Source organism: Proteus columbae, from assembly GCF_009914335.1.
GTDB lineage: Bacteria > Pseudomonadota > Gammaproteobacteria > Enterobacterales > Enterobacteriaceae > Proteus.
This window is the reverse complement of record NZ_CP043925.1, coordinates 1800136-1823753: the sequence shown is the minus strand read 5'-3', so window position 1 is coordinate 1823753 and position 23618 is coordinate 1800136. Positions and strand designations below refer to the sequence as shown.

General features: G+C 34.5%; 27 protein-coding genes. 9 read left to right on the top strand and 18 right to left on the bottom strand.

Annotated features, from left to right (window positions below):
- Positions 1-320: 320 nt before the first annotated feature.
- The gene (gene yciA / locus F1325_RS08850; RefSeq protein WP_006536988.1) at positions 321-752 is read left to right on the top strand and encodes an acyl-CoA thioester hydrolase YciA; all 432 of its coding nucleotides are present in this window, start codon (positions 321-323) and stop codon (positions 750-752) included.
- Positions 753-898: 146 nt separating this feature from the next.
- Here yciA and tonB read toward each other — a convergent pair whose 3' ends face one another.
- Entirely contained in the window at positions 899-1612 is a 714-nt protein-coding gene (tonB, locus tag F1325_RS08845) for a TonB system transport protein TonB (RefSeq protein WP_160230327.1), read from the bottom strand.
- Positions 1613-1724: 112 nt separating this feature from the next.
- The gene (locus tag F1325_RS08840) at positions 1725-1907 is read right to left on the bottom strand and encodes a YciY family protein (protein WP_036913581.1); all 183 of its coding nucleotides are present in this window, start codon (positions 1905-1907) and stop codon (positions 1725-1727) included.
- A 305-nt stretch (positions 1908-2212) separates the two neighbouring features.
- Here F1325_RS08840 and cls point away from each other — a divergent pair, with 305 nt between their 5' ends.
- Together cls and F1325_RS08830 are read left to right on the top strand one after the other, a co-directional pair.
- Positions 2213-3673 carry a cardiolipin synthase gene (gene cls, locus F1325_RS08835; RefSeq protein WP_109372382.1) on the top strand — a complete coding sequence of 487 codons (1461 nt, stop codon included), beginning with the start codon at positions 2213-2215 and terminating at the stop codon, positions 3671-3673.
- A gap of 95 nt (positions 3674-3768) precedes the next feature.
- Entirely contained in the window at positions 3769-4098 is a 330-nt protein-coding gene (locus F1325_RS08830) for an HI1450 family dsDNA-mimic protein (RefSeq protein ID WP_375165166.1), read from the top strand.
- Between the two features lie 347 nt (positions 4099-4445).
- Here the strand turns inward: F1325_RS08830 and F1325_RS08825 are convergent, their stop codons facing one another.
- The 6 genes from F1325_RS08825 to F1325_RS08800 form a co-directional block, all read right to left on the bottom strand.
- A complete protein-coding gene (locus tag F1325_RS08825; protein WP_109372384.1) occupies positions 4446-4877 on the bottom strand; it encodes a carboxymuconolactone decarboxylase family protein in 432 nt (143 codons plus the stop codon).
- A 186-nt stretch (positions 4878-5063) separates the two neighbouring features.
- A complete protein-coding gene (locus tag F1325_RS08820) occupies positions 5064-5345 on the bottom strand; it encodes a hypothetical protein (RefSeq protein ID WP_109372385.1) in 282 nt (93 codons plus the stop codon).
- Between the two features lie 171 nt (positions 5346-5516).
- On the bottom strand, positions 5517-5972 hold the full coding sequence (locus F1325_RS08815; RefSeq protein WP_109372386.1) for a GNAT family N-acetyltransferase: 456 nt from the start codon (positions 5970-5972) through the stop codon (positions 5517-5519).
- Positions 5973-6169: 197 nt separating this feature from the next.
- Positions 6170-6706: an Ail/Lom family outer membrane beta-barrel protein gene (locus tag F1325_RS08810; protein ID WP_109372387.1), complete on the bottom strand. Its 537-nt coding sequence runs from the start codon at positions 6704-6706 to the stop codon at positions 6170-6172.
- A gap of 483 nt (positions 6707-7189) precedes the next feature.
- Positions 7190-7507 carry a hypothetical protein gene (locus F1325_RS08805; RefSeq protein ID WP_109372388.1) on the bottom strand — a complete coding sequence of 106 codons (318 nt, stop codon included), beginning with the start codon at positions 7505-7507 and terminating at the stop codon, positions 7190-7192.
- 68 nt (positions 7508-7575) lie between these two features.
- Positions 7576-7872: a putative quinol monooxygenase gene (locus F1325_RS08800; protein WP_109372389.1), complete on the bottom strand. Its 297-nt coding sequence runs from the start codon at positions 7870-7872 to the stop codon at positions 7576-7578.
- A gap of 349 nt (positions 7873-8221) precedes the next feature.
- On the opposite strand from F1325_RS08800, the gene leuE reads away from it, so the two are divergent.
- The 3 genes from leuE to ttcA all read left to right on the top strand — a co-directional run bounded on the left by leuE (position 8222) and on the right by ttcA (position 10879).
- Positions 8222-8812, top strand: a complete 591-nt coding sequence (gene leuE / locus F1325_RS08795) for a leucine efflux protein LeuE (protein ID WP_232799478.1) — start codon at positions 8222-8224, stop codon at positions 8810-8812.
- Between the two features lie 271 nt (positions 8813-9083).
- A complete protein-coding gene (locus F1325_RS08790; protein WP_109372391.1) occupies positions 9084-9632 on the top strand; it encodes a 4Fe-4S dicluster domain-containing protein in 549 nt (182 codons plus the stop codon).
- 323 nt (positions 9633-9955) lie between these two features.
- On the top strand, positions 9956-10879 hold the full coding sequence (ttcA, locus tag F1325_RS08785; protein WP_109372392.1) for a tRNA 2-thiocytidine(32) synthetase TtcA: 924 nt from the start codon (positions 9956-9958) through the stop codon (positions 10877-10879).
- A 307-nt stretch (positions 10880-11186) separates the two neighbouring features.
- Here the strand turns inward: ttcA and zntB are convergent, their stop codons facing one another.
- The gene (gene zntB, locus F1325_RS08780; protein WP_160230326.1) at positions 11187-12170 is read right to left on the bottom strand and encodes a zinc transporter ZntB; all 984 of its coding nucleotides are present in this window, start codon (positions 12168-12170) and stop codon (positions 11187-11189) included.
- A gap of 378 nt (positions 12171-12548) precedes the next feature.
- Between zntB and F1325_RS08775 the strand changes: the two genes are divergently transcribed.
- Positions 12549-12890: a DUF4377 domain-containing protein gene (locus F1325_RS08775; protein WP_109372394.1), complete on the top strand. Its 342-nt coding sequence runs from the start codon at positions 12549-12551 to the stop codon at positions 12888-12890.
- 304 nt (positions 12891-13194) lie between these two features.
- Positions 13195-13755: an Ail/Lom family outer membrane beta-barrel protein gene (locus F1325_RS08770; protein ID WP_109372395.1), complete on the top strand. Its 561-nt coding sequence runs from the start codon at positions 13195-13197 to the stop codon at positions 13753-13755.
- Between the two features lie 567 nt (positions 13756-14322).
- Here F1325_RS08770 and F1325_RS08765 read toward each other — a convergent pair.
- Positions 14323-15942: a peptide ABC transporter substrate-binding protein gene (locus F1325_RS08765; protein ID WP_109372396.1), complete on the bottom strand. Its 1620-nt coding sequence runs from the start codon at positions 15940-15942 to the stop codon at positions 14323-14325.
- 223 nt (positions 15943-16165) lie between these two features.
- Here F1325_RS08765 and tpx point away from each other — a divergent pair, with 223 nt between their 5' ends.
- Positions 16166-16669 carry a thiol peroxidase gene (gene tpx, locus F1325_RS08760; protein WP_109372397.1) on the top strand — a complete coding sequence of 168 codons (504 nt, stop codon included), beginning with the start codon at positions 16166-16168 and terminating at the stop codon, positions 16667-16669.
- Between the two features lie 68 nt (positions 16670-16737).
- Here tpx and tyrR read toward each other — a convergent pair whose 3' ends face one another.
- The 8 genes from tyrR to pspA form a co-directional block, all read right to left on the bottom strand.
- Positions 16738-18303 carry a transcriptional regulator TyrR gene (tyrR, locus tag F1325_RS08755; RefSeq protein ID WP_109372398.1) on the bottom strand — a complete coding sequence of 522 codons (1566 nt, stop codon included), beginning with the start codon at positions 18301-18303 and terminating at the stop codon, positions 16738-16740.
- 153 nt (positions 18304-18456) lie between these two features.
- A complete protein-coding gene (locus F1325_RS08750; RefSeq protein ID WP_244313560.1) occupies positions 18457-18876 on the bottom strand; it encodes a hypothetical protein in 420 nt (139 codons plus the stop codon).
- A gap of 535 nt (positions 18877-19411) precedes the next feature.
- Positions 19412-20455 carry a YcjF family protein gene (locus F1325_RS08745; RefSeq protein WP_109372399.1) on the bottom strand — a complete coding sequence of 348 codons (1044 nt, stop codon included), beginning with the start codon at positions 20453-20455 and terminating at the stop codon, positions 19412-19414.
- The gene (locus F1325_RS08740; protein ID WP_160230325.1) at positions 20452-21846 is read right to left on the bottom strand and encodes a YcjX family protein; all 1395 of its coding nucleotides are present in this window, start codon (positions 21844-21846) and stop codon (positions 20452-20454) included. The genes F1325_RS08745 and F1325_RS08740 overlap by 4 nt, the downstream gene beginning before the upstream one ends.
- On the bottom strand, positions 21827-22081 hold the full coding sequence (locus F1325_RS08735; protein WP_109372401.1) for a phage shock protein PspD: 255 nt from the start codon (positions 22079-22081) through the stop codon (positions 21827-21829). Before F1325_RS08735 ends, F1325_RS08740 begins: the two co-directional genes overlap by 20 nt.
- A gap of 119 nt (positions 22082-22200) precedes the next feature.
- On the bottom strand, positions 22201-22557 hold the full coding sequence (gene pspC, locus F1325_RS08730) for an envelope stress response membrane protein PspC (RefSeq protein WP_109372402.1): 357 nt from the start codon (positions 22555-22557) through the stop codon (positions 22201-22203).
- Positions 22554-22787, bottom strand: a complete 234-nt coding sequence (gene pspB / locus F1325_RS08725) for an envelope stress response membrane protein PspB (protein WP_023582319.1) — start codon at positions 22785-22787, stop codon at positions 22554-22556. The genes pspC and pspB overlap by 4 nt, the downstream gene beginning before the upstream one ends.
- 36 nt (positions 22788-22823) lie before the next feature.
- Positions 22824-23492, bottom strand: a complete 669-nt coding sequence (gene pspA, locus F1325_RS08720) for a phage shock protein PspA (RefSeq protein WP_109372403.1) — start codon at positions 23490-23492, stop codon at positions 22824-22826.
- Positions 23493-23618: the final 126 nt, after the last annotated feature.

The following is a 23618-nucleotide window of genomic DNA, read 5'->3' as shown; positions in this document are numbered from 1 at the left end:
ATTATTTTTATTTTATTGGGAGATATGTGCTCTAAATAATTTAAGTTGTAGCTATTAGAGTATAGCCTGTAGATACTCTAAATAATTTAAGATGCAGCCAACAACGCTACGGCTTGAAGTATGACGAGCCCCTTACTCTAGATAATTCGAGGTGTAGCTAGGCGACAAGTGAATGAGACGCTAGGAGCATACAAAAGTATGTGACTAGTGCGAATGAACGAAGTCAACAACGCTACAACTTGAAGTATGAGGAGTAAACTTGATATATACGAGTAAATATCTCCTTGGTTTCAACATTATTTTACAGATACTTTATTTCCATGACTGAACAACAATCTTTGCCTAATGGTGAGCTCGTTTTACGCACCCTTGCCATGCCTGCTGATACTAACGCTAATGGTGATATTTTCGGTGGCTGGTTAATGTCTCAAATGGACATCGGTGGTGCAATTTTAGCAAAAGAAATTGCGTTAGGTCGTGTCGTTACTGTAAGTGTAACAGGCATTACCTTTCTTAAACCTGTTGCTGTTGGTGATGTCGTTTGTTGCTATGCGCGTTGCTTAAAAACAGGTAACTCTTCAATTACTGTTAATATTGAAGTATGGGTTAAAAAAGTCGCCACAGAACCTGTCGGCCAACGCTATCGTGCAACAGAGGCTGTGTTTACCTACGTTGCCGTTGACGAGAACAATTCTGCTCGTCGCTTACCTGAGGGTAAAGCTCACTTCACGCTAACAAGTACTATGGAATAAAACGCCATTACGACAATTCGATTACGACGCTAATAGCGTGAAAGCATTAAAAATTGAATACTAAAAAAGGCACTTATTAAAGTGCCTTTTATTTATCTGGTATCAAATAGTGATATCGCTTTGTTTAACGGCTAACTTTATAAAAATTAGCTTGCTGATACCCCTGTCATTTTGAACTCAATGAGAACCACTTTTCCTTTATAAGGAATTTTTTCATAACGCCATTGACGCATCGCTCTTTTAACATCTCTTTCAAATACATTCTTAGGATCAGCAGAAAGTATTTCTACATTATCTACTCGCCCATCAGCATCAACATCAAAACGTACTTTTATAGATCCTTCAATACCCACGGCTTTTGCTCTCTGAGGATATTCAGGTAAACCTTGGCGTACTGCATTGGGTACTTTGCCTTCACCACTGCTTGCCACTGCAACCGGTTTTTCATCGCCTTTATCACTTGGCTTTGCCGTCGGGTTAAGATTTTTGAGATCATTACCTTTATTAACAACTAAAGGTTGTGGTCGCTCAACAGGCGGTTTCGGTTTATCCACAGGTTTAGGTTTAGGCTTAGGTTTTGGTTCTGGTTTTTTCTCTATTGGTTTTTCGATAATAGGTTTTACATCAGGAATAGGTTCTGGCTCGGGTTCTGGCTCAACAACTGGCTCAGGTTCTGGAGGAGTGACTTCTTCAACCACAGGCTCTGGTTCGCCTGCAGGCTCATCTGCTGCAAATGCCAACATCTGTATAGAGATAGGCTCAGGTGTAACTGGCTTATCTTCGACAACATATAACATCGCAGCCGCAACAAGTGAGGCATGTAGACAAAGTGATATGAGTACCCAAAGCTTCCAACGCATAACTGATCTTATTTCACCTAAAGAAAAAATATGCCCCTAGTTTAAATGCAAATAGCAATCATATTCAATAACGTTTAACAAAATGATTGATATTAACTGTTAAAAAGTGAAATTATGAGTTCCATTCTATGTGTTGTACAAATAAAAGTGCTCTATGTTTTCTAGAAGTATCAAGTTTACGCAGTTTATAAATTCGGAAATTACGACGAGATTGCCCTTCTAACCATCGACGTCGTTTACGTATAGCTTGTCTCATCATCCGCCAACGAGCTACTTCAGTCCTACTGTGTCTCATGCTATCAGCACCTATTTTTTCGAATAAGTGGACTATTATAAGACGTTCATTTTGTGATCCAAGGGGTGATTTATGATTTGCTTGAATTTCATCCATTATTTAAGCATTTCTCACAAAGAAAAAATGAATAAAGAGTTGTATCTTATTGCTTATTTGATGCTTATCTCTTAAGAAAGAGATTTGACAGAGATAATAATCCTGATTTAATAGCAACATTCGGCAAATAACAAAAATAATGAACTATTTTTAGTAAATTGCCTTCAGCTTATCCATGCAATTCATTTTCAACGGAAAATAGCTCTACTATGACAACATTTTATACTGTATTAAGTTGGCTAACCTTTTTCTTCTATTGGCTATTAATTGCGGGGGTCACATTTCGTGTCCTAATGCATCGACGACCAGTTACATCAACAATGACATGGTTATTGATCATCTATATTCTGCCATTAGTCGGGGTTATTGCGTATTTTGCTTTTGGTGAATTACACCTAGGAAAACGACGCGTTGAACATGCTAAACAGATGTGGCCTTCTGTTGTTGCGTGGCTTGAAGACTTGAGGAAATGTAAGCATATTTTTGCTACAAGTACGAGCGATATTGCGACTCCTCTTTTCCAATTAACCGCTAAACGCCAAGGTATTAAAGGTGTTAAAGGTAACAAAATTGAACTTTTAACCACCTGTGAAGATTCACTAAATTCAATTACACGCGATATTAATAACGCTCGTGATAACATTGAAATGGTCTTCTATATTTGGCAATCAGGTGGTTTAGTCGATGAAGTAACCGACGCCTTAATCAGAGCCGCTAAACGCGGTGTAAAATGTCGAGTTATGGTTGACTCAGCTGGAAGCTGGAACTTCTTTCGTACCAAAGGTCCAGACGCAATGAGAGCCGCGGGTATTGAATTTGTTGAATCACTGCATGTTAATTTATTCCGTTTCTTCTTGCGCCGCATGGATTTGCGTCAACATCGAAAAATCGTATTGATCGATAATTATATTTCCTACACAGGGAGTATGAATATGGTCGATCCTCGTTATTTCAAACAAGATTCCGGTGTCGGTCAATGGATTGATATTATGGTAAGAATGGAAGGTCCCGTTTCTACCACATTAGGGATGATTTATGCCTTTGACTGGGAAATGGAAACAGGTGAACGCCATTTACCACCTCCTCCTGATGACAATATTATGCCTTGTGAGCAAGAAAGTGGTCATACAACACAAGTTATCGCATCAGGCCCTGGCTTTCCTGACGAGCTTATTCAACAATCCTTAATTACAGCCATTTATTCCGCAAGAAAAGAATTAGTGCTCACAACACCTTATTTTGTACCTAGCGATGATCTTGCCCATGCAATCTCAACCGCGGCGATGCGAGGTGTTAATGTGAGTATTATTGTTCCTCGCAGTAATGACTCTTTCCTAGTACGTTGGGCAAGCCGTTCATTCTTTACAGAAATGCTGGAATCTGGTGTAAAAATATTCCAATTTGAAGATGGTTTATTACATACAAAAAGCGTGATGGTTGATGGACAACTTAGTATGGTAGGTTCAGTTAACCTTGATATGCGTAGCTTATGGTTAAACTTTGAAATCACTGTTGTCATTGATGATGAAGGCTTCGGAAGTGATTTAAGCATTGTGCAATATGATTATATTGCTCGCTCTACAGAATTGACACTAGACGAATGGGAAAAGCGCCCTTTCTTAAATCGTGTATTAGAGCGCATCTGCTATTTCTTTAGCCCTCTGTTATAATCAAGAAGGTAATAAAAATAGGCAATAGAATATTTTGCTAAATGAGCAAAAATGCTATACAAACAACGCGATAATTATTGGAATAATAGACAGGCATTACCATGAATGAACCAACCTTAATCAGTGAAGACGATGCTTTAGAACAAGCTTATGATCTATTTTTAGCTCAAGCAGCTGATAATTTAGATGTTGCAGACCAATTACTCTTTAACCTGCAATTTGAAGAAAGAGGCGCAGCTGAAGTGGTTCCATTAGGTAATGATTGGCAATTTATTGTTGGCCAACCTGTCACATCAGCCCGTTTTAGCGAAGTGATTATTGGCCTTGCTCCAGATGATGATTCCGATATTGATGATATTTTTGGTCGAGTCCTGATTAGTCGCGATCCATTACAACCTATGTTCCATATTATTTGGAAATCATAATCACTTAATCTTCACCTGCTTATATTTTAGCAGGTGATTTTTTATTTCAGAGAGAAATAAAATGAGTGAAAGTCACTTTATTATTGATACTATTTTTACCTTAGCTTTCTTGGGTGCCTTTTACTGGTATATCTGCGTAGCTATTATTATCGTCATGCTCTATGCCACAATAAAAACAAAAAAAACGTTATTTCGTATCTTATTTATACTCATTGCTTTATTTTTTGCTTATTTACCTTTCATGCAATACCTCTGGTAAAAATTAAGCAAATAAAATCAAAAGCGCCCTATCCGCGCTTTTCTCTTGATCATTATTTGGGGCATATGATTTGCGTAGATAATACTAATTACTGACGCAAACTCACAGCGATACGATTAAAGGCATTCATTAATCCAATTGCCAATGTCAGATCACTCATTTCTGTATCTGTAAAATACGCTTTAACCTGCTGATAAATATTATCATCCGTACTTTTTGCTGAAATATTACTGACCACCTCTGCCCATAGCAATGCAGCTCGCTCTTTATCAGTAAAACGTTCACTCACTTGCCAACCATTTAGTGCATCTAACTTATTTTGAGCAACACCATGATTACGCAACGAATTATTGTGCATCTCTAAACAAAAAGCACAGCCATTGATTTGAGACACTCTTAAATAAACAAGCTCGATCAACGTTATATCCAGTGAACTACCTTCTAGTGCAGTTTTACATTGAATTAAGCCAGCATAAGCTTTAGGACTGAGTTTTGGGTAAGATAAGCGAAGCTTTGACATAATTTCCTCTCGATTCACAATAAAGATAAACCCACAACTAACTGTATATAAAAACAGTAATAATATATTCAATTTATAGCGATGGGTTTATCAATTTTGTGGTATTTGCGTTTAGAGGCGATGATCTTCAGTATAAGTAACTTAATTTACGACTTATTCTTTATTAGTTATTACGCGTAATATCTGTTACTCAAAGCATTTAGATGGATGAGCAATAGTTAAAAACATTGTGCCCTCTCTTGTAAGTGTACTGTCTTGTTTTATTGGTGGTGATTTGACCATTCTATCTATTTCAGTTGAAGAAAATTTATTACTTGCTTCATTATAAAAACACAAACATTGATCTTTACTCACATTACTATAGACACTTAATGTATCCATACAATATTCAATAAATTTATTTTCTCTTGATTCAGAGCAAGCGGGTAGTAAAAATAAAGATAAAATAACAATTAAGGCTTTTTTCATAACTATTCCAATGTTGTGTTAGATCTATTTAATTATGAAAAAATTATTTCATTAAAGCAGAAGGTTTATCACGATATAAATCAAACTTGGGTGAATAATTATTATTTGCACAAGATAAAAAGAGAGAACTTTCACTTTTCTCCTTATTTTTTATCTTTAATATTCCTTTATTTAGTATTTATACTTATTTTTATTTAATCTTAAATGTAACAATGGAAAAGGATTGCCTTGTCCATCTAATTCTGAACGCCCTATTTGCTCAAATCCAATATAAAGATAAAAGCCAATTGCCTGAGGATTTTGCTCATTTACATCTAACTCATCAATATGCAATGTATTTATCGCGAAAGTTGTAAGTAATTTACCACAACCATGCCCTCTAGAATTCGCATCGACAAAAAGCATTTCTAACTTATTTTCTGCTGTGCCTAAGATCCCATGAATAACATTATTATTGTCTATCGCGATATAGGTATTAAGCATAGGAAAATACTGTTCTACAATATCTTTTTTAAGCGAGAAGATAATATCTTCAGATAGAAATGTATGCGTAGCTCTAACTGAAGATTCCCAAACTGCTATCATTTCATCATAGTGTGAAGATTCTGCTTTTATTACAGTTAACATAATTCTCTCTCCATAAAATATGGCATCTTAAAGATCCTTTATTGACAGTCAAGTGACCCGAATAAAAAACACACATTTAGTGTATATTAAATGAGTTTTGATAAGTTAATATCCTACATATAGTGATGCATTTACATTTGTATTCACAAAAAGGCCACATAACGTGACCTTTTAAAAAATTATTTATTAGCTTAAAATTAGAAGCGGTAACCAACACCTAATACCCAAGTACCAAATTTTGCATTATCTAATTTAGAATATTCATAAGATGCATCAATTGCTACGTTTGGGATTGGATTAATTTGTAAGCCTACCCCATAAGCCATAGACGTTTTGCTGTATTCGTCATTAACATAATAATATTTATCTTCTTGGCTAACGTGACCAAGCCCAATTAAACCATATGCACTAAAGTAATCATTAAAACGATAGCTAGGCCCAGCCGTTAATGAAACATAATCAATTTCAGTTGAACCAATTTTTCCCCAGCGGCTATAATAATTATAAGTCAATTTTGTGTACGTCAGTGATCCAATAAAACCCCAATCATTATCAAACTCGTGATTGTATTTAAAGTTAATTCCTTTAGGTTTATCATCGATTTTATAATCACCCACTTTAATTGAGCTCTGAGCATAACCTACGGATAAAGTATTATCTAATGCTGCTTGTGCATTAAAAGAAAGTGTAGAAATAGCTAACAGTGAAGTAGAAAGAAATAAATTACGACTCATCTTTATTCTCTATATAAAAAAGGATAGACAAATGGAACTAAATTAGAATTTAGCTCTCTTATTAAATTGAGTGCAATACTCAATAAAAATTATTGATAAATAATACGTTATTTATAATATTTTATAAAGAAAATCTTATGATTAGAGCTACAATTAAAACACCATTCGCCTCAACAATAAACTTACCTTATTTTTTGCTATTATTAATGGAATATTAAGATCATAACGTTATGAAAAAGACTAATTTTGATTTATCATTAACTTCAATCGCAGTTTAAATATGATTTAAACCACGATTGATATTCTATTTTTAGAGATAACAAAAATAAAAAACACTCGCTAAGTGAAATTAATTTACTTTAACCTCTGGAGCATTGATTAATATTTAATTAAAAGCTTAAAGTGGTATTTAAAATAAATTATTTTATTAATTTTAATAGGTATAAAAAAGCCATTTATAAAGTAGCTTTTTTATACGACTAATCATACATTATTAGCAAGTTGCATTTTTAACCAAAAACTTTGCTGGCATAAATTAAAAAATTCTTTTCTACAAGGAGAAATCGGTTTGTTATTCGACTCTACAATTTCCCAAGTTATCCAATGTTCTGGACATTGAGCGTCATTATCATAGTGTTCTGTTTCTATCTCTTCTGTGCATTTCAAGATGACACCATCAGAAAATAACCAAGTATGAGTTGCCCTGGTTATTTCTGTTAAGTTATCCAAAAAATTCTGAGTACTTAAAATTTGATAGCTATCTTCTTGGTTTACAATTTGAGATATATACTTCGCTAACATCACCTTCTCTCTTGCCTTACTTCTTATTATTTAGTGTACCCATTATAAATGAGTCTAGTTTTATTACTTTATTTTTCATCAAAAGCATCCGCCATAAGTAAAAATTTAGGCTCAGCTTTTTTATATGCATTAATCATAGGGACTAATCGCTGAAAATGTTCACTAGCACAATGCACATCAAGCGCAGTATGATCTGGCCATTGTTCAATAAAGACAAAGTGACCAGGATCTTTCTCATCAACATATAAATTGTAGCTAATACACAGAGGCTCTTTCTTAGTCGCCTCAACAAGTTCGCGATAAAGAGGTAAAACAATTTCTATCGCTTCTGTTTTAATAAAATCTTCAGCAATTACTTTTAACATCACATTTCCCTTACCGTAATTGATCAATACAAAATACTGTATAAAAACACAGATAAATATAATCGAGTTAACTTAAGAGATCTACTCTCTTTACATAAGAAAATGGCATCTTTTTTAAATGCTAACAATAGAGTGTAATCCATTGAAGTGATAACAGAGTGCTGTTTCAAACAGAAAGCAGTAAGCATCAAACATTTATCTTCTATATGAGTGAAAATATGCATTTAAATAATGCGGATTCTCTTTATATAATAGCAATTCATTAAGTAATACAGAGAAAGTAGGATTGGGGGTTAACGTGTGGCTTGAACAATTTGGTGTACTCAATATCTGGACATACCTCGCAGGCATGTTTTTTATTATCCTCGTTCCTGGCCCTAATACACTCTATGTGCTAAAAACAAGCGCATCAGGTGGCGTCAGTGATGGTTATCGTGCTGCATTTGGTGTCTTTTTAGGTGATGCCATTTTGATTTTTCTCGCCTTTATTGGTGTCGCATCTGTTATAAAAGCCTCTCCAGTACTCTTTACTATTGTCCGTTTTTTAGGTGCTTTTTATCTCCTGTATTTAGGAATAAAGATTATCCATGCGACTTTTTTCTCCAAAAAAGTACATTCAGAACAAACAACAACGGTACAGAAACACGTTTTCAGAAAAGCGCTTACATTAAGTATGACCAATCCTAAGGCGATCCTATTTTATATTTCATTTTTTGTTCAGTTTATCGATTTTAATTATGCACATACCGGATTATCTTATTTAATTCTCGCTTCCATGCTTGAAGCGTTTAGTTTTATCTATCTCTCTTTTCTAATATTTGGTGGTGTAGCCCTTGCTCGTTTCTTTGGCTCACGTAAAAATATCGCAAAACTGGGTAATGGTGTTATCGGGCTTTTCTTTATGGGATTCGCAACTAAATTAGCAACATTATCATCATAGTTTTTAATAACAGATATCCATTAAAGAAATGGCAATCGAAATAAGATTGCCGTTTTTTCATCTACGATTATTTACGTATATTATAAAGTCTTATTCCTATCATTTTATTAAATACTATTCATTCTCATTTGATTTTAAGTTTAAAAACCCCTTTTTTATTTAGTTGTTATTATTTGACCTTATTTATTAGAGATAATCTTGATTAATATTACTAAAATAAATCATCAAACATTATATTATAAGTTATATAACCCTATAAATAGGTATTGAGATGAATAGCCAAATTGTTATTGACTCTAAAAAATGTATTGGCTGTAAAACATGTGAAGTTGTTTGTTCAGTCGGTCATACATCAGAAAAGGATGGAAATGATTTTCTCAATAAAAAGAATTTTCATCCAAGGATCCGCATTATTAAATTAATGCATCAATTTACAGCTTCTGTTTGCCATCAATGTGAAGATGCACCCTGTGCCCAAGCTTGTCAGACAAAAGCATTAGTGCGTGGTGAAAATTTTGTCGAAACACACCCTGAAAATTGCATTGGATGTAGAGCTTGTCTTTTAGCTTGCCCATTTGGCGCCATTGAACTTGAGAAAAAGGCGCATTCGGTACCTACTTATTGTTTAGATCTTGGTCAACAATTTCAAATTGATATCGTTAAATGTGATTTATGTAATCATAGAGAACAAGGCCCTGCTTGTGTTGAGTTTTGTCCTCAAGATGCCTTAATTTTTGTCTCTGATAATGAATTGTCACAATTGACTGCTGAACGTAGAAAAAACTCTATTTTACGTGAACTACCAACGATACCTTATTAAAGTCTATACCTATTAATAATCACCACGTGATACAAAAAGTTTATAGCCTTATTCAGTTTATATAAGGCTATTACTTCTTACTTTTTACCGCCTTGAAATCGCTTAACTGTAGTTATCTATATCGAAACCACCCTACCATCTGGTATCATTGACGACTTATCAATTTTCTTGCCATAAATAACTTTGTTTTTCACACAACTTATTACTTGACCCTATAAGATATTTTATATATTTATCATATTGTTAAGGCATCAATCCAGCGAAGAACAAAGCCTTGGTTAGCAAGTTACAGAATAATCAGCAACGATATAGAACCGTAAAAAATGAGCATCCCAAAAGAGCAGTATAATTTCAACAAACTACAAAAACGCTTACGCCGTGATGTTGGGCAAGCTATCGCTGACTTTAATATGATTGAAGACGGCGACAAAATCATGGTCTGCCTCTCTGGTGGTAAAGATAGCTACACGCTACTTTCTATCTTAATGAATCTGCAAAAAAGTGCGCCAATTAATTTTTCACTTGTTGCAGTCAATTTAGACCAAAAACAACCCGGATTCCCTGAGCATATTTTACCTGAGTATTTAAATGAACTTGGTGTGGAATATAAAATTGTTGAAGAGAATACCTATGGGATCGTTAAAGATATTATTCCTGAAGGTAAAACAACCTGCTCTTTATGCTCACGTTTACGTCGTGGTATTTTATATCGCACAGCGACAGAACTTGGTGCAACTAAAATTGCTTTAGGCCACCATCGTGATGATATTTTAGAAACATTATTCTTAAATATGTTTTATGGTGGAAAACTTAAAGGTATGCCACCTAAATTAATGAGTGACGATGGCAAACAAATCGTTATTCGCCCTCTTGCTTACGCTCGTGAAAAAGATATTGAGCGTTTTGCACAAGCAAAGCAGTTTCCAATTATCCCTTGCAATCTTTGTGGCTCACAACCGAACCTCCAACGTCAGGTTATTAAAGAGATGCTAAGAGATTGGGACAAGCGTTACCCTGGTCGTATTGAAACCATGTTTAGAGCAACACAAAATATTGTCCCATCACACTTATGTGATACTCAATTATTTGATTTTGTGAATATCAAGCATGGTGATGAAGTCATTAATGGTGGCGACTTAGCTTTTGATAAAGACGATATTCCAGCCATTCCAGTGATGTTCCAAGAAGAAGATGATGAACGCCCTGACTTTAGCAAAAACAAACTCGATATTGTTGAAGTGAAATAATGCACTCCCTCCTAAGCCTTGCATTCAGGGCTTAGGATTTTTATGACTAAATAATCGCCAATAATAAATTTAAGCAAAAAAAAACCGATGTTAATAAACATCGGTGTAATAATGGTCAATTATTCTGTATTAAGAACTCAATATGAGAAAAACTACAATTATGGAGCACAACGTTCATCGCTCAACGTTGTATTCACCTGCGAGAGTTATAATGCCAGATGTTCTATTTTAAAAAATTGATATATCTCAAACAGGGTTAGAGAATTCTTTTTTAAATCCATTTAGTTACGATTAATTTGCTGAAATTTTACAACCATCTACTACGCTTTAACCACCAAGTAACAATCACAATCAAAACAAAGAGAGATAAACAAAAAATGGTAAAACCATAAGGAAATTCATTTCCAGGTATGCCACCTAAATTGACACCAAATAGCCCTGTTAGAAACGTTGTGGGTAAAAATAACATCGCCATTAGAGACATAGTATAAGTACGTCTATTCATCGCATCTGCCATCATTGATGTTATTTCATCTGCAATCACCGCAGTACGGGAAATACTACTGTCCAAATCTTCTAAACGTCGAGAAAGTCTTTCTGAGATTTCTAACATCGTGACTCTATCGCTATCACTCATCCACGGTAATTTTTCAATAGAGAGTCTTGAAAATACATCTCGTTGAGGTGCCATATAACGACGTAAAACAATTAACTGCTTTCTTAATAATGCAAGTTCACCTCTTGCTGGTATTTGTTGATCGAGGATCATATCTTCCAATTCAATTAATTGGTCATGAAGCGTCTCAACAAATTCGCCTATTTCATCAGTCACTGCATCAGCCATTGTAATTAGCCAATCACCGCTATTTTCAGGACCATTACCAAGTTCTAATGTATGAATAACAGAATCTACAGAATTGACTCGGCGGTGGCGACTTGAAACAATTGTTTGGCTGTTAATATAAATTCTAAAAGCGACAAGCTCATCGGGCCGATCATTAGGATTATTATTAATTGTTTGCAAATTGATGACGATACCTTCACCAATGCGTTGTGCTTTTGGTCTGACGTTCTCTGCAAGTAATATATCTTTAGCAATAGGTGGAAGTAATTCTGTCTCTTGTATCCATTGAGCACTTTGTGGCTTGCGGTAATCTAAGTGCACCCAATATGGATTTTCATTTGTTGCAACCGTCTCGGCCGTGATTTCTGCTGCTCCTCCATGCCCATTAAGTTGTGCTGTATAAATAGCATCTGAATCTTGTATAACAGAGTTATTAATTGTTTTCACTTAGCTTCCTCCATAACTTTTACTTTAAAAGTAATACTTGAATTAAATACTCAACTGTCAAATATGATTAATCTACCTTCATTTTATAACGCTATGTTTTGAACCATTATTCTATACTTTTTTTCTAGTTAACTGTATATCAGCACTATTTTTGTTTCATTTATCTAAAATATCTAATTATCTTTATTACTTTAGGATTATTACACTAAATTAAATACTGATAGTTGCGTTAGTATATTAATACTTAGAACAACAGCAGGTAACTTATTTTATTTTCAGGAAAAAAGTTACCTACTGTAATTTATAATAACTATCTAACTGGTGTATACTAAATATTCTTTAATGCATTTGTTGCACCCTAAAAATAAGGTCATCAATATGAAAAAATTTATCGCTATTCCTTTATTTTTGCTTTTGGCTGGATGCAATGATGCAACTTCAACTGAAAGTGCAAATACAACATCATCTACGGGAACAACAAAAACGCTTCTAGTGGACTCACAACTGTATGATTGTGTGGGTGTCGCGCCAATGAAGTGTATGAAGGTGAAAGAGCTGCCTTCTGGAGAATGGTCCCTGTTCTATCAAAATATTGACGGTTTTGAATATAAAGCAGGCACTGAATACACATTAAAAGTTAATGTTACAGATATTCCTAACCCACCAGCAGATGCATCAAGTGTGAAATATACACTGATTGAAGTTGTAGATAAAAAGTAGAACATCGTACTAAAATCTGGCTCACAATAGGTATTAAAGCTTATTGTGAGTATTTTACCTATTACGCTCAATTTCTACTCCCTTCTATTTAAGTAATTTCTCATCATTTCATTGCACCATCATTAAAATAATTAATAAATCTTATGCTATTTAATAATTAGCTATTTATAATAGTTTGATTTTTTATTGAGTTTAAAAATAAGCACTCAAACTTTTTTTAAGAGTAATTTCAATCAATTAATATTGAAATCGACATTTATTTTACTAAAAATGGTGTTCTACACATCAACATAGAAACTCCATAATGAATAAATTAGTCCTTATTTTAATTAGTTTAGCTTTATCTTATTCCTCTACATTACATGCCTATGATAAGACGCACACCCTCTCTGGTGGCTATATTTATGGCAAAATAAAAGGTGACATAGCAAAAGGTGAAATAATCAGTTATCGTTATGAAACAGAAAATGCTTGGGGAATATTAATTTCTCTACTACGTTTAAATGCCAACCATAAAGAACATTTTATTGATCCTCGTTTTACCATACCTTCAACAATAAAATACCGAACTAAAACCACAGGACTATTAATCGGCCCAACTTATAGAATAACACCTGAAATTTCTGTTTATGCTCAAATGGGGCCTAATAAATTAAAGCATCAGGAAGATAAATATCATCCTAAAATAAATACAACAGATTCCCATGTAATTAATACAACAAGTGTAATTGGTCAAATTGGCATCGATTATAATCCTGTTAAGGATATCTCATTTAGCTTGGGCTATCTTTATTCTGATTCCACAGCTAATAAACGTCATATTGAATTAAATGCCTTACAACTCTCTTTGGGATATCGTTTTTAAATCGTGTTGACAATCTGTAGTGTCATTTAACACTTACAAAAAGAAAAACAGATATATTCATTTATAAAACCATCAAACACCATAACAAAAGCATTAATTGTTGTTATAATTAAGAATTTATAACTACAAATAAACAAAAATACGATATTTAACATCAAGCGAATTGCACAATTAGTCAAAACAATGTCGCAAAAATGTATTAACATCCTACTTGCAATGTTTATTCCTTTTGAGTCTCCTTCTGTTTTCATAACAGAGGGATTTTTTTTGTTATAAATATTTTATTAATCACTGTAACAGTTAGATACAATAAAAGGCGTGCAAAGAAAGTATTAACAATATAATTTATATTTAGATAATAAGTTACCCTGCTTTATTTTGCTACGCCCCTTTCTAAAAGGGGTTATTTTTTCTTTTTTTTATTACTTATCCATTATCTATTTTCAGCAAAAATCTTATATGGATTAAGTAAAAATACCTTTTTCATCTCTATCGTTTTATTTTTTCTATAAAAAAACACTCAATTAAATTGAGTGTTTTCTGTTTATGTTAAAATAAAGAATTGAATCAATGTTTCAATATATAAAGTGTATGGCTATAAGCAACATCTTCTGGGTTCTCAATGGGATAACCTTTTAACCACGGTTTTATCAAGCGTCCATTTGTGTATTGATAAATAGGTGCGATTGGTGCATCTTCAGCAATTATTTGCTCAGCACGGTTATACAGACTGTTTCTTTCGTTTGTATCAATAGTCATACCAGACAATGTTAATATTTCATCATATTGCTTATTCTGGTATTTAGGGATATTACCAGCGTGTTTAGAGCCTAATAAGCTTAAAAAAGTAGAAGGCTCGTTATAATCGCCAACCCATGATGCTCTTATAACATCAAAATCCCCAGAATTTCGGCTATCAATATATGTTTTCCATTCCTGATTACGTAATTCGACTTTCACGCCTAACTTTTTCTTCCACATAGAAGCAACTGCAATAGCAATTTTCTGATGATTCTCTGAATTATTGTATAGCAATGAGAGTGTTAATGGATTATGAGGGCCATATCCCGCAGCCGCTAATAAGATCTTAGCTTGACTATCTAATTCATCTTGATTGTATTCATCATAAATTGTAGGTTCTGGGGTAAAGCCCGCCGTTACATCAGGTGTAAAACGGTTTGCTGATTTCTCCCCTGTTCCTAATACTTTATCAGTGATAATTTTTCTATCTATTGCCATCGCTAACGCTTTACGTACACGAATATCTTTTGTTGGCCCCGATTGGGTATTAAAAGCATAATAATAAGTTCCTAACTGGTCAGGAATATAAACCTCATTAGGAATATCTTTCATTAATTTATGATATAAATTTTTCGGGAATGACTCTGTAATATCAATATCACCCGCTAAATAACGCTTAGTCGCATGTGATTCATGATTAATCGGCACAAAAGTGACTTTGGTTAATACTGTATTTTTATGATCCCAATAATAAGGATTTGGCGTTAATACGATCTTCTCATTAACGACTCTATCTTTTAAAACAAAAGCTCCATTTCCGACTAAATTGCCAACCTTAACCCATTCAGTGCCATATTTTTCAATGCTATGATGAGGTACAGGATATAACGAAAAATTAGTCGTTAAACTTGGAAAATATGAGACTGGTCGTTCTAATGTCACTTTTAGCGTGTTTTCGTCAAGTGCTTCCACGCCTAATGATGTCGGTTTTAATTTTCCATCAATAATCTTTTGTGCATTTTCAATAGATGCAAGTGATGCATACCATGCAAAAGGTGAAAGATTCTTAGGGTCAACTAACCTTTGCCAGCTATAGACAAAATCTGTTGCGGTTACCTTCTCACCATTAGACCATTTGGCATTATCGCGTAAAGTGAAGATCCACACACGATTATCTTCTGTACGCCAACTTTGAGCAACACCCGGAATGGGACGACCATGCTCATCTTCTATCGTCAACCCTTCAAATAAATCACGTTGCACTTGAGCTTCTGTTAATCCTACTGCATTAATAGGATCAAGTGATGCTGGCTCATCTTTTAAATGTCGAACTACTTCTTGCTTTTTATCGAGTATCGTTCCTGCGGGGACTACTGCCGCATTTATCTGCGATATGAGTAATCCTTGAACGACAAGTGCACATGAGATGACGAATATTTTGCGCATGTCTGTTTCGTCCTGTAATCTGTATGAGAATAAACTGCACAATTATAAGAGCCTGATAAAAAGGCACAATCACTGATTACAAATATTTTATAAATTTTTATGTTTTTAGTGATGACTATGCCAATAGTGGCAAATTTTAATAATGGTTAAGCATTAACGAGAATTATCGTTAATACTGAGTATTAATAACAGTTAGTCTGACAACTAATAAAGGAGAACAACAATGGCACATCAAGTTACTTTACAAGGAAATGCAGTGGCACTATCGGGTAATTTCCCAGCAGTAGGTCAAAAAGCTGCGGATTTCTCTCTTGTTGGTAAAGATCTTAATGATGTTTCTTTAGCGAATTTTGCAGGTAAACGTAAAGTTCTAAACATTTTTCCAAGTGTAGATACTGGTGTTTGTGCTGCAAGTGTTCGCCAATTTAACAAAGTTGCAAATGAATTGAATAACACGGTTGTTTTATGTATTTCAGCTGATTTACCTTTTGCTCAAGCGCGTTTTTGTGGCGCGGAAGGCTTAGATAACGTTGTGACATTATCTACAATGCGTGGTGCTGAATTTAAAGAAAACTACGGTGTTGCAATTACATCAGGTCCATTAGCTGGCTTAACAAGCCGAGCAGTGATTGTTTTAGATGAAAATAACATGGTTATCTACACCCAGTTGGTTGATGAAATTACAACTGAACCCAATTATGATGATGCGTTAAAAGCACTGAAATAATACTGATAAAAAAATAGACGAGTATTATGCTCGTCTATTTTTATTATGCACAAAATCTTACTACTCAATTATTCTTCAGACTTATCACTCTTTTTATTCGTAAGATTATATTCTCTTAGCTTATTCGCAATAGCGGTATGAGAAATACCTAAGCGTTTCGCTAATTTACGTGTACTTGGATAATCACGGTATAAACGCGTTAAAATCGAAGCTTCAAAGCGTTTTGTCATTTCATCTAACGAGCCTTCTAATAGATTCTCATCAAATAATGTTTCATCCATGTGCTCAGGTAACGTAATATCTTGAACACGCAATGTATTTCCGACTAACTGTGCCATTGCTTGATAAACAGTATTCCGTAATTGGCGAATATTACCTGGCCAAGAATATTGCATTAAATAATTTGAGAAATCAGTAGAAATGGACGGGACACCCACCTTTTGTTCTTGGCAGTACTGATTAATAAAATGAGTTGCCAACGGAATGATATCGTCCTTTCTTTCCCTTAATGGCGGTAATGTTAATGTTAATACGTTCAAGCGATAATAGAGATCTTCTCTAAATAATCCCTTTTGTACTAATTCCCACAAATTTTTCTGAGTAGCACAAATAATGCGCACATCTACATTCACTTCTTCTTCTTCACCCACTCGACGGAACGTTCCATCATTTAAAAAGCGTAGAAGTTTGATCTGCATCTGCGGTGACATTTCACCGATTTCATCAAGTAAAACAGTACCGCCATTAGCTTGCTCAAAAAAGCCCTTTTTTCCTTCAATGGCATTAGGATAAGCACCAGCTGCATAGCCAAATAACTCACTTTCAACAACATCATCAGGCATTGAAGCGCAATTTAAGCCAAGAAATGGATATCTTAAACGGCTACTTAGTAAATGGCAGGCTTTTGCTAATAAATCTTTTCCTGTACCTGTTTCACCCACTAATAACAATGGATCATTCATTATTGCCATTTTCTTTGCACGAGTAATAAGCTGCTTCATTTTAGGTGTTACGGCAATAATTTGGTCAAACCCACTTTGATCGTTAGTCACTAATCTAGGGTAATTATAAATAATTTCATTATATTTCAGTAAAACAAAAGCCCCAACGCAATGATTATATTGGTTATCGTCTGTCAGTTTAATTGGGACTATTTCCATTTCAAAATTCTGTTTTTTCACAGTAATAGGCACCTTTTGAATAAAGTGCTCTTTTTGTTCTAAAAAACGATGAATATTAAAATTTGGGATAAATTGGTTAAATGTTTTCTCAGCGTGATCATCTGGAGATAAACCAAAAAGCTGTCTTGTCGCAGGATTAAGTAATTTGACCTTACCCTTGGTATCAATAGAAAAAACAGGTACAGGAACAGATTCTAATAATGTCCAAATTGCACGATGTTCTTGCTCTGATGGCATAAATGCAACAGTACGTACATCAATAACACCATTTATTCGACGTATCTCCGCCATAAGAGGCTGAAATATATTAAAATCTATCTGTGAGAAATTCAGGTAAATAAGACCAATTGGGAATATTTCAATTCCACGCAAATCAATATTTTTTAATACGAGCAGATCTAATAATTCACGGGTTAACCCGATGCGATCTTCACAAGTGACCTCTAAACGCATTATAAACCTTCTTAATACTGAGTGACCCTGAACTAATTCTAGATATTATACATAAATATCAACGAAATAAAGAGGATTGTCAGCAAAGGTTGACACCACTAGCATTTATTTTTACACAACTAAATCAATCTCCTAATTTTTAAGCAAGATTATTTATGCTTTAAAAAAACCGAATAACGAAAATGAAGAGGTTTTTATTATTTTTTTTAGTTCAAAATCGATAAGATATTCCACGTCCTTTACCAAAGGGCTTAATTCTCGACGGATCACCTTTTTGATAGTTTTACATCCATTATCAAAACAAAAGAGGAGATACTCTAATGCGTTTATTGCCTTTTCTTTCTTATCCGACTCAGTCAGATATTCAAAAAATTGGGATATCTCTTTTATTTGAAATGACTTAGGTTGCTTTTGATATTGTCTTTTTTTAATCTCACTGATCGTTTCATCAAGAATAGGGATTAAAATACTTAATTGGTTGTCAATGTTTGAAACATTAAACTCTGAACTCAGGTAGAGTTGACGTCTTGATTTAGAGAGTTTTTTTATTACTGAAATTTGTATTTCTTTCATTTTTTAACCTTCTTAGAATAATTATTTATTAACTATTTTCTATTTTTTATAAATAAAAAACCGTCTCTGTTTATTAAATAACGAATAACTTACAAATTAGATGTTTGAAAATATATTAATAGAATAGGTCTGCGATACATTCTTGCGGTAACATTTAACGCTATTTATTAAACCAAACTCAAGACTATTTTCTTTCAAAAAAGGAATATTTTGATTAAAATTACAAATATTTCACTAGAGGAAAACATATTAATCTTTATATACAAATAGTTACAACCATCTCAAATTTTGTAAAAATTGACTCTTTTTAAAATTTTTTATCACGATAGTTCCCATTTAAAACAATAACATTATTAGTAATAAAATTATAAAAATACTTTATAGCATTTGATGACTTATTTTAAAATAATATTTTATCATCTTTCTTATTAGGGCTATTTTATATAAATAACACTTTGCCAATCTTTATACAAAAAAACCGCGGAATGACTTCTGCGGTTTTTATTTAAAATTATTAAAAGGTGAAAATAATAATTTATTCTTTTTTCTTACTACCAATAGTATTTTTTAATTTTCCAATTAGCTCTTTTCTAAAATCGCCTAGCTTAGGTTTATTATCGTCAATCCAAGGTAAAGGACGGCATAATTCCATTGCTTTTATTCCTAAACGCGCTGTTAATAAACCTGCGCCAATACCTTGAGCGGCTCTTGTTGATAATCGTGCTGCAAGATCTTGTGAAAGCCAGTCCATTCCAACTTCTCTAACCAGTTCTGTCGCACCCGCAAATGCGATATTGACTAGAACAAGGCGAAAGAGTTTTAGACGACTATAGTAACCTAATTCGATACCGTAAATTTCTGCAATACGATTAATTAAACGAATATTACGCCAACCAATAAAAGCCATATCAACCATTGCCAGCGGACTGACAGCGATCATTAAGGTTGACTCTGCTGCAGAACGACTAATTTCAGCTCTAGCTTGTTTATCCAAAATAGGTTGAACAAGTTGACTATAAAGTTCTAATACTTCCTTGTCGTTATGGGTGTCGTGTAATGCACTTTGCCAACGAATTAATGCAGGGTGTTGTGAGCTAATACCCGCTTGTTTAGCGAGTTTTTCACAAAATGGCCGACCATTCCCCATCGCATGGCTATAAAGTAACTCTTTTGCTTTATCTCTTTCATCTGCCCGTTGACGTAAACGATAAATACGGCGCCACTCTGTTATCACTGATCCAATCCCAGCAACAACAATTAACCCACCCGCACTGGCTGCACCCAACGCAATCCAGTCAGAATTTGCCCATGAGTCATAAATCCACTGTCCCGTTTGGGCAATAACACTGATCCCTAAAATGGTACTTGCAATCGTTAATAAACGTTTCCAGAGACTTTTTTTCGGTTTTAAAATTGATTGAACATCACCTTCTAATTGCCCTTCATTCTCTTCATCCAATTGTGGATCAATAGGCAAAAATTGCTCATTTTCATTAAAGCCAACACCTTTTTTCAAGGTGATTTCTTCTTGAAGTATCGGTTCTTTAAAATCAATTCGTGATTTTAATGGCTCCGTCATTTTAATTTATCCCCTAACAAAAACTCCATTGCACTATCCATACGAATATGAGGAACCGCACTATCTCTTGATATTTGTTGCGGCCTAAAAGATTCGAAACTAAACCCTTGTTTTTCCCAAAATGTTTTTTCAGGTAATCGCTTAGGAACCTCACCGGGAAAATATACTAATGGTGTGTTATCGCTTAAACGAAAACCTTTTAAGGCTGGTATTTTTTCGCCATGATGATCAACAATCCCACTTTCAGTTGCCGCAATAGAAGCTAGTCCCATGCAATCTATACTGATCCCCTCAAAAATAGCATTTTGTTTAGCGTCTTGAATAAGCTGTTGAAGCAATGACACTAAGTTTTCGTGTTGATCAACCGTGATATGGTCGGCTTTTGTGGCTGCAAACAGAAGTTTATCGATACAAGGTGAAAATAAGCGTCTAAGTAAAGTTCTTTTTCCATAATGAAAACTGCGCATTAATTGTGTTAATGCTTGGCGCATATCATTAAAAACATCTGCACCTTGATTTAAAGGTTGTAGGCAATCAACCAAAACAATCTGTCTATCAAATCCTTGGAAATGATCACGATAAAAACCTTTTACAACATGCTGTCCATAATATTCATAACGCTGTTTTAGCATACCAATATTAGTGCGTTTATCTGCATTCTTTAATTTAGCAATATCATATTGTTGCAAATCAGCCCAAGGAAAAAACTGCAAAACAGGTGCTCCTGCTAATTCACCAGGTAATACAAAACGTCCAGGTTGAATAAAGTGAAGCCCTTCTTCCTTGCACGATAATAAATAGTCTGTGTAAGCGGAGGCTATATCAGCTAATAACGTTTCATCAGCTGGCGCAAAAGGATCACATTTTTTAAGGAGTAATTGCCAATGCTGTTCTGGTGATGTTCTTTGGCGATTGACCTTATTCATTTGCTCTGACCATTCAAAATAGTCTTGCTCAAGCATAGGTAAATCTAATAGCCATTCGCCTGGGTAATCAACAATTTCTAAATAAAGAGAAGATGTTTCTTTTATAAAACGTGTGAAAGATTCATTCGAGCGATAACGTAGTTGTAAACGAATTTCGCTGACCCCTTTTGTAGGAACGGGCCAACTTGGCGGTGTATGATAAAGAGATTCCATTCCCTCATCATAAGTAAAACGAGGAATATTTAAATTATGTTGAGGAATGCGTTTTACACCTAGTAGTTGTTTATTTCGTGCAGCCGAAAATAGTGGTAAACGCGCGCCTGTATGCACATTAATAAGTTGATTAACTAAAGAGGTAATAAATGCTGTTTTACCACTTCGACTTAATCCAGTTACGGCCAAACGAAGATGTCTATCAACACCACGATTAATAAAAGCTGTAAGTTCATTTTGTAGGCGTTTCATGTTTCTCCCAAGACATTTGACGCGATAGCTTATTAAAACCTGCTTTGATAATAGGTTCAGCTATCAATAGAACCAGCCAACGTAACGGTTTGCTACTTACTCGTTTTAATATACCGCCTGTGATTGCGGCTGGCCCAAATAAAGTGAATAACATTAACCCAAATGTTAACCCTTTTTTGGCTAATTGGGCGAGTTTATTTGTTTTTAAAGAAACGAATACTTGATTGAAATTCACAATAGGCTCCTCAATCAGAAATTTTATTCTCTCACAATACAAGCGTTGAAAAAGATAAACGGGCTGAAAGAAAGACGCTCCTAAAATGGAGCGTCTTATCAGATTAAATGGCAAAAATATTACAAATCTCGAAAACGTTTATTTAACTGATAAGTAGAAGAAGTAATATAACGTTCCATTTGTTGTAAACGTTTTTCACCTTGCATCAATTGATTATCTACCCCGCTTAAAATGTCTTTTAAGCTCTCTTGCTGATTTTCACCTTGCTGGTAATTAGCAGGAGCTGGCTCCATGAAGAAACTTAAAACAAAATAAGCAACAATAGTTAAACCGAAAAAACCAGCAAACAGCGCAATCACCGCAATAACCCTGATAAGCAAAACAGGAATATTAAAATAATGGGCAAGCCCAGCACATACACCACGGATCATGCCCTCTTGTGGCAAGCGATACAATTGTTTGCTTTGCATCGTCATTGTGATTGCCTCCAGTTAGGATGTTCTGCATCAAGTATTTGTTCTAACGTCTTAATGCGTTCCTGCATTTGCTGAGCTTTATCCACCAGCGCGCTCAGTCGCTGCATTTCTTGATGGGTTAACTGAACATTACCTCCACCTTTCTGACTGTTGTAGTGCAACCACAACCAAATAGGGAGAATAAATAAAACGAAAATTGTCAGTGGTATTCCCAGAAATATATAGCCCATTACATATCCTTTATAAGATGGTTATTACGCTTGCTGTTACTCTTTATTGATATTGATTTTAGCTTTTAATGCCGCTAATTGCGCGCTAATTTCATCATCAGCTTTTAATTCAGCAAACTGTTGCTCTAAAGATTTTTCCTTTCCTAAACCATAACTTTGAGCTTCACCTTCCATATGGTCAATACGGCGTTCAAATTGTTCAAAACGCGCCATTGCTGCATCCATTTTACCACTGTCTAATTGGCGACGAACTTGGCGAGATGAATTTGCTGCTTGATGACGCACAACTAAAGACTGCTGTTTTGCGCGTGTTTCAGTTAGCTTGTTTTCTAATTCGCTAATTTCGCCTTTTAAACGAGTTAGCGTTTCATCAATAATAATCAGTTCGTGTTTCAATGTGTCATTAACTGATGCTACACGTTGTTTTTCGATTAATGCTGCACGAGCTAAATCTTCCTTTTCCTTGATAAGAGCTAACTCTGCTTTATCTTGCCAATCTTTCATCTGTTTTTCAGCTTGTTCGATACGGCGCTCTAATCCTTTCTTTTCAGCTAAAGTGCGTGCAGAAGTTGTACGGATCTCAACTAACATATCTTCCATTTCTTGGATCATTAGGCGGATCATTTTTTCAGGATCTTCCGCTTTATCTAATAAAGAAGCGATATTGGCATTAATAATGTCAGCAAAACGTGAAAATATACCCATGATGTTATCCTTAATAGCTATGCTAATTAGTGACGTTAAATTATTTCAGTAATGGCGCACTGTCGTAACGCCGGCATACTTTAGTTAATACAATTTGCGTGCCAACTTTTAAAATTCACTTAAGCT

What these genes read in the sequence shown, in the direction of transcription:
- yciA (WP_006536988.1), top strand. Translation starts at nt 321, where the DNA reads ATGACTGAACAACAATCTTTGCCTAATGGTGAGCTCGTTTTACGCACC.
- tonB (WP_160230327.1), bottom strand. Translation starts at nt 1,612, where the DNA reads ATGCGTTGGAAGCTTTGGGTACTCATATCACTTTGTCTACATGCCTCA.
- F1325_RS08840 (WP_036913581.1), bottom strand. Translation starts at nt 1,907, where the DNA reads ATGAGACACAGTAGGACTGAAGTAGCTCGTTGGCGGATGATGAGACAA.
- cls (WP_109372382.1), top strand. Translation starts at nt 2,213, where the DNA reads ATGACAACATTTTATACTGTATTAAGTTGGCTAACCTTTTTCTTCTAT.
- F1325_RS08825 (WP_109372384.1), bottom strand. Translation starts at nt 4,877, where the DNA reads ATGTCAAAGCTTCGCTTATCTTACCCAAAACTCAGTCCTAAAGCTTAT.
- F1325_RS08820 (WP_109372385.1), bottom strand. Translation starts at nt 5,345, where the DNA reads ATGAAAAAAGCCTTAATTGTTATTTTATCTTTATTTTTACTACCCGCT.
- F1325_RS08815 (WP_109372386.1), bottom strand. Translation starts at nt 5,972, where the DNA reads ATGTTAACTGTAATAAAAGCAGAATCTTCACACTATGATGAAATGATA.
- F1325_RS08810 (WP_109372387.1), bottom strand. Translation starts at nt 6,706, where the DNA reads ATGAGTCGTAATTTATTTCTTTCTACTTCACTGTTAGCTATTTCTACA.
- F1325_RS08805 (WP_109372388.1), bottom strand. Translation starts at nt 7,507, where the DNA reads ATGTTAGCGAAGTATATATCTCAAATTGTAAACCAAGAAGATAGCTAT.
- F1325_RS08800 (WP_109372389.1), bottom strand. Translation starts at nt 7,872, where the DNA reads ATGTTAAAAGTAATTGCTGAAGATTTTATTAAAACAGAAGCGATAGAA.
- leuE (WP_232799478.1), top strand. Translation starts at nt 8,222, where the DNA reads ATGTTTTTTATTATCCTCGTTCCTGGCCCTAATACACTCTATGTGCTA.
- F1325_RS08790 (WP_109372391.1), top strand. Translation starts at nt 9,084, where the DNA reads ATGAATAGCCAAATTGTTATTGACTCTAAAAAATGTATTGGCTGTAAA.
- ttcA (WP_109372392.1), top strand. Translation starts at nt 9,956, where the DNA reads ATGAGCATCCCAAAAGAGCAGTATAATTTCAACAAACTACAAAAACGC.
- F1325_RS08775 (WP_109372394.1), top strand. Translation starts at nt 12,549, where the DNA reads ATGAAAAAATTTATCGCTATTCCTTTATTTTTGCTTTTGGCTGGATGC.
- F1325_RS08770 (WP_109372395.1), top strand. Translation starts at nt 13,195, where the DNA reads ATGAATAAATTAGTCCTTATTTTAATTAGTTTAGCTTTATCTTATTCC.
- F1325_RS08765 (WP_109372396.1), bottom strand. Translation starts at nt 15,942, where the DNA reads ATGCGCAAAATATTCGTCATCTCATGTGCACTTGTCGTTCAAGGATTA.
- tpx (WP_109372397.1), top strand. Translation starts at nt 16,166, where the DNA reads ATGGCACATCAAGTTACTTTACAAGGAAATGCAGTGGCACTATCGGGT.
- tyrR (WP_109372398.1), bottom strand. Translation starts at nt 18,303, where the DNA reads ATGCGTTTAGAGGTCACTTGTGAAGATCGCATCGGGTTAACCCGTGAA.
- F1325_RS08750 (WP_244313560.1), bottom strand. Translation starts at nt 18,876, where the DNA reads ATGAAAGAAATACAAATTTCAGTAATAAAAAAACTCTCTAAATCAAGA.
- F1325_RS08745 (WP_109372399.1), bottom strand. Translation starts at nt 20,455, where the DNA reads ATGACGGAGCCATTAAAATCACGAATTGATTTTAAAGAACCGATACTT.
- F1325_RS08740 (WP_160230325.1), bottom strand. Translation starts at nt 21,846, where the DNA reads ATGAAACGCCTACAAAATGAACTTACAGCTTTTATTAATCGTGGTGTT.
- pspC (WP_109372402.1), bottom strand. Translation starts at nt 22,557, where the DNA reads ATGACGATGCAAAGCAAACAATTGTATCGCTTGCCACAAGAGGGCATG.
- pspB (WP_023582319.1), bottom strand. Translation starts at nt 22,787, where the DNA reads ATGGGCTATATATTTCTGGGAATACCACTGACAATTTTCGTTTTATTT.
- pspA (WP_109372403.1), bottom strand. Translation starts at nt 23,492, where the DNA reads ATGGGTATATTTTCACGTTTTGCTGACATTATTAATGCCAATATCGCT.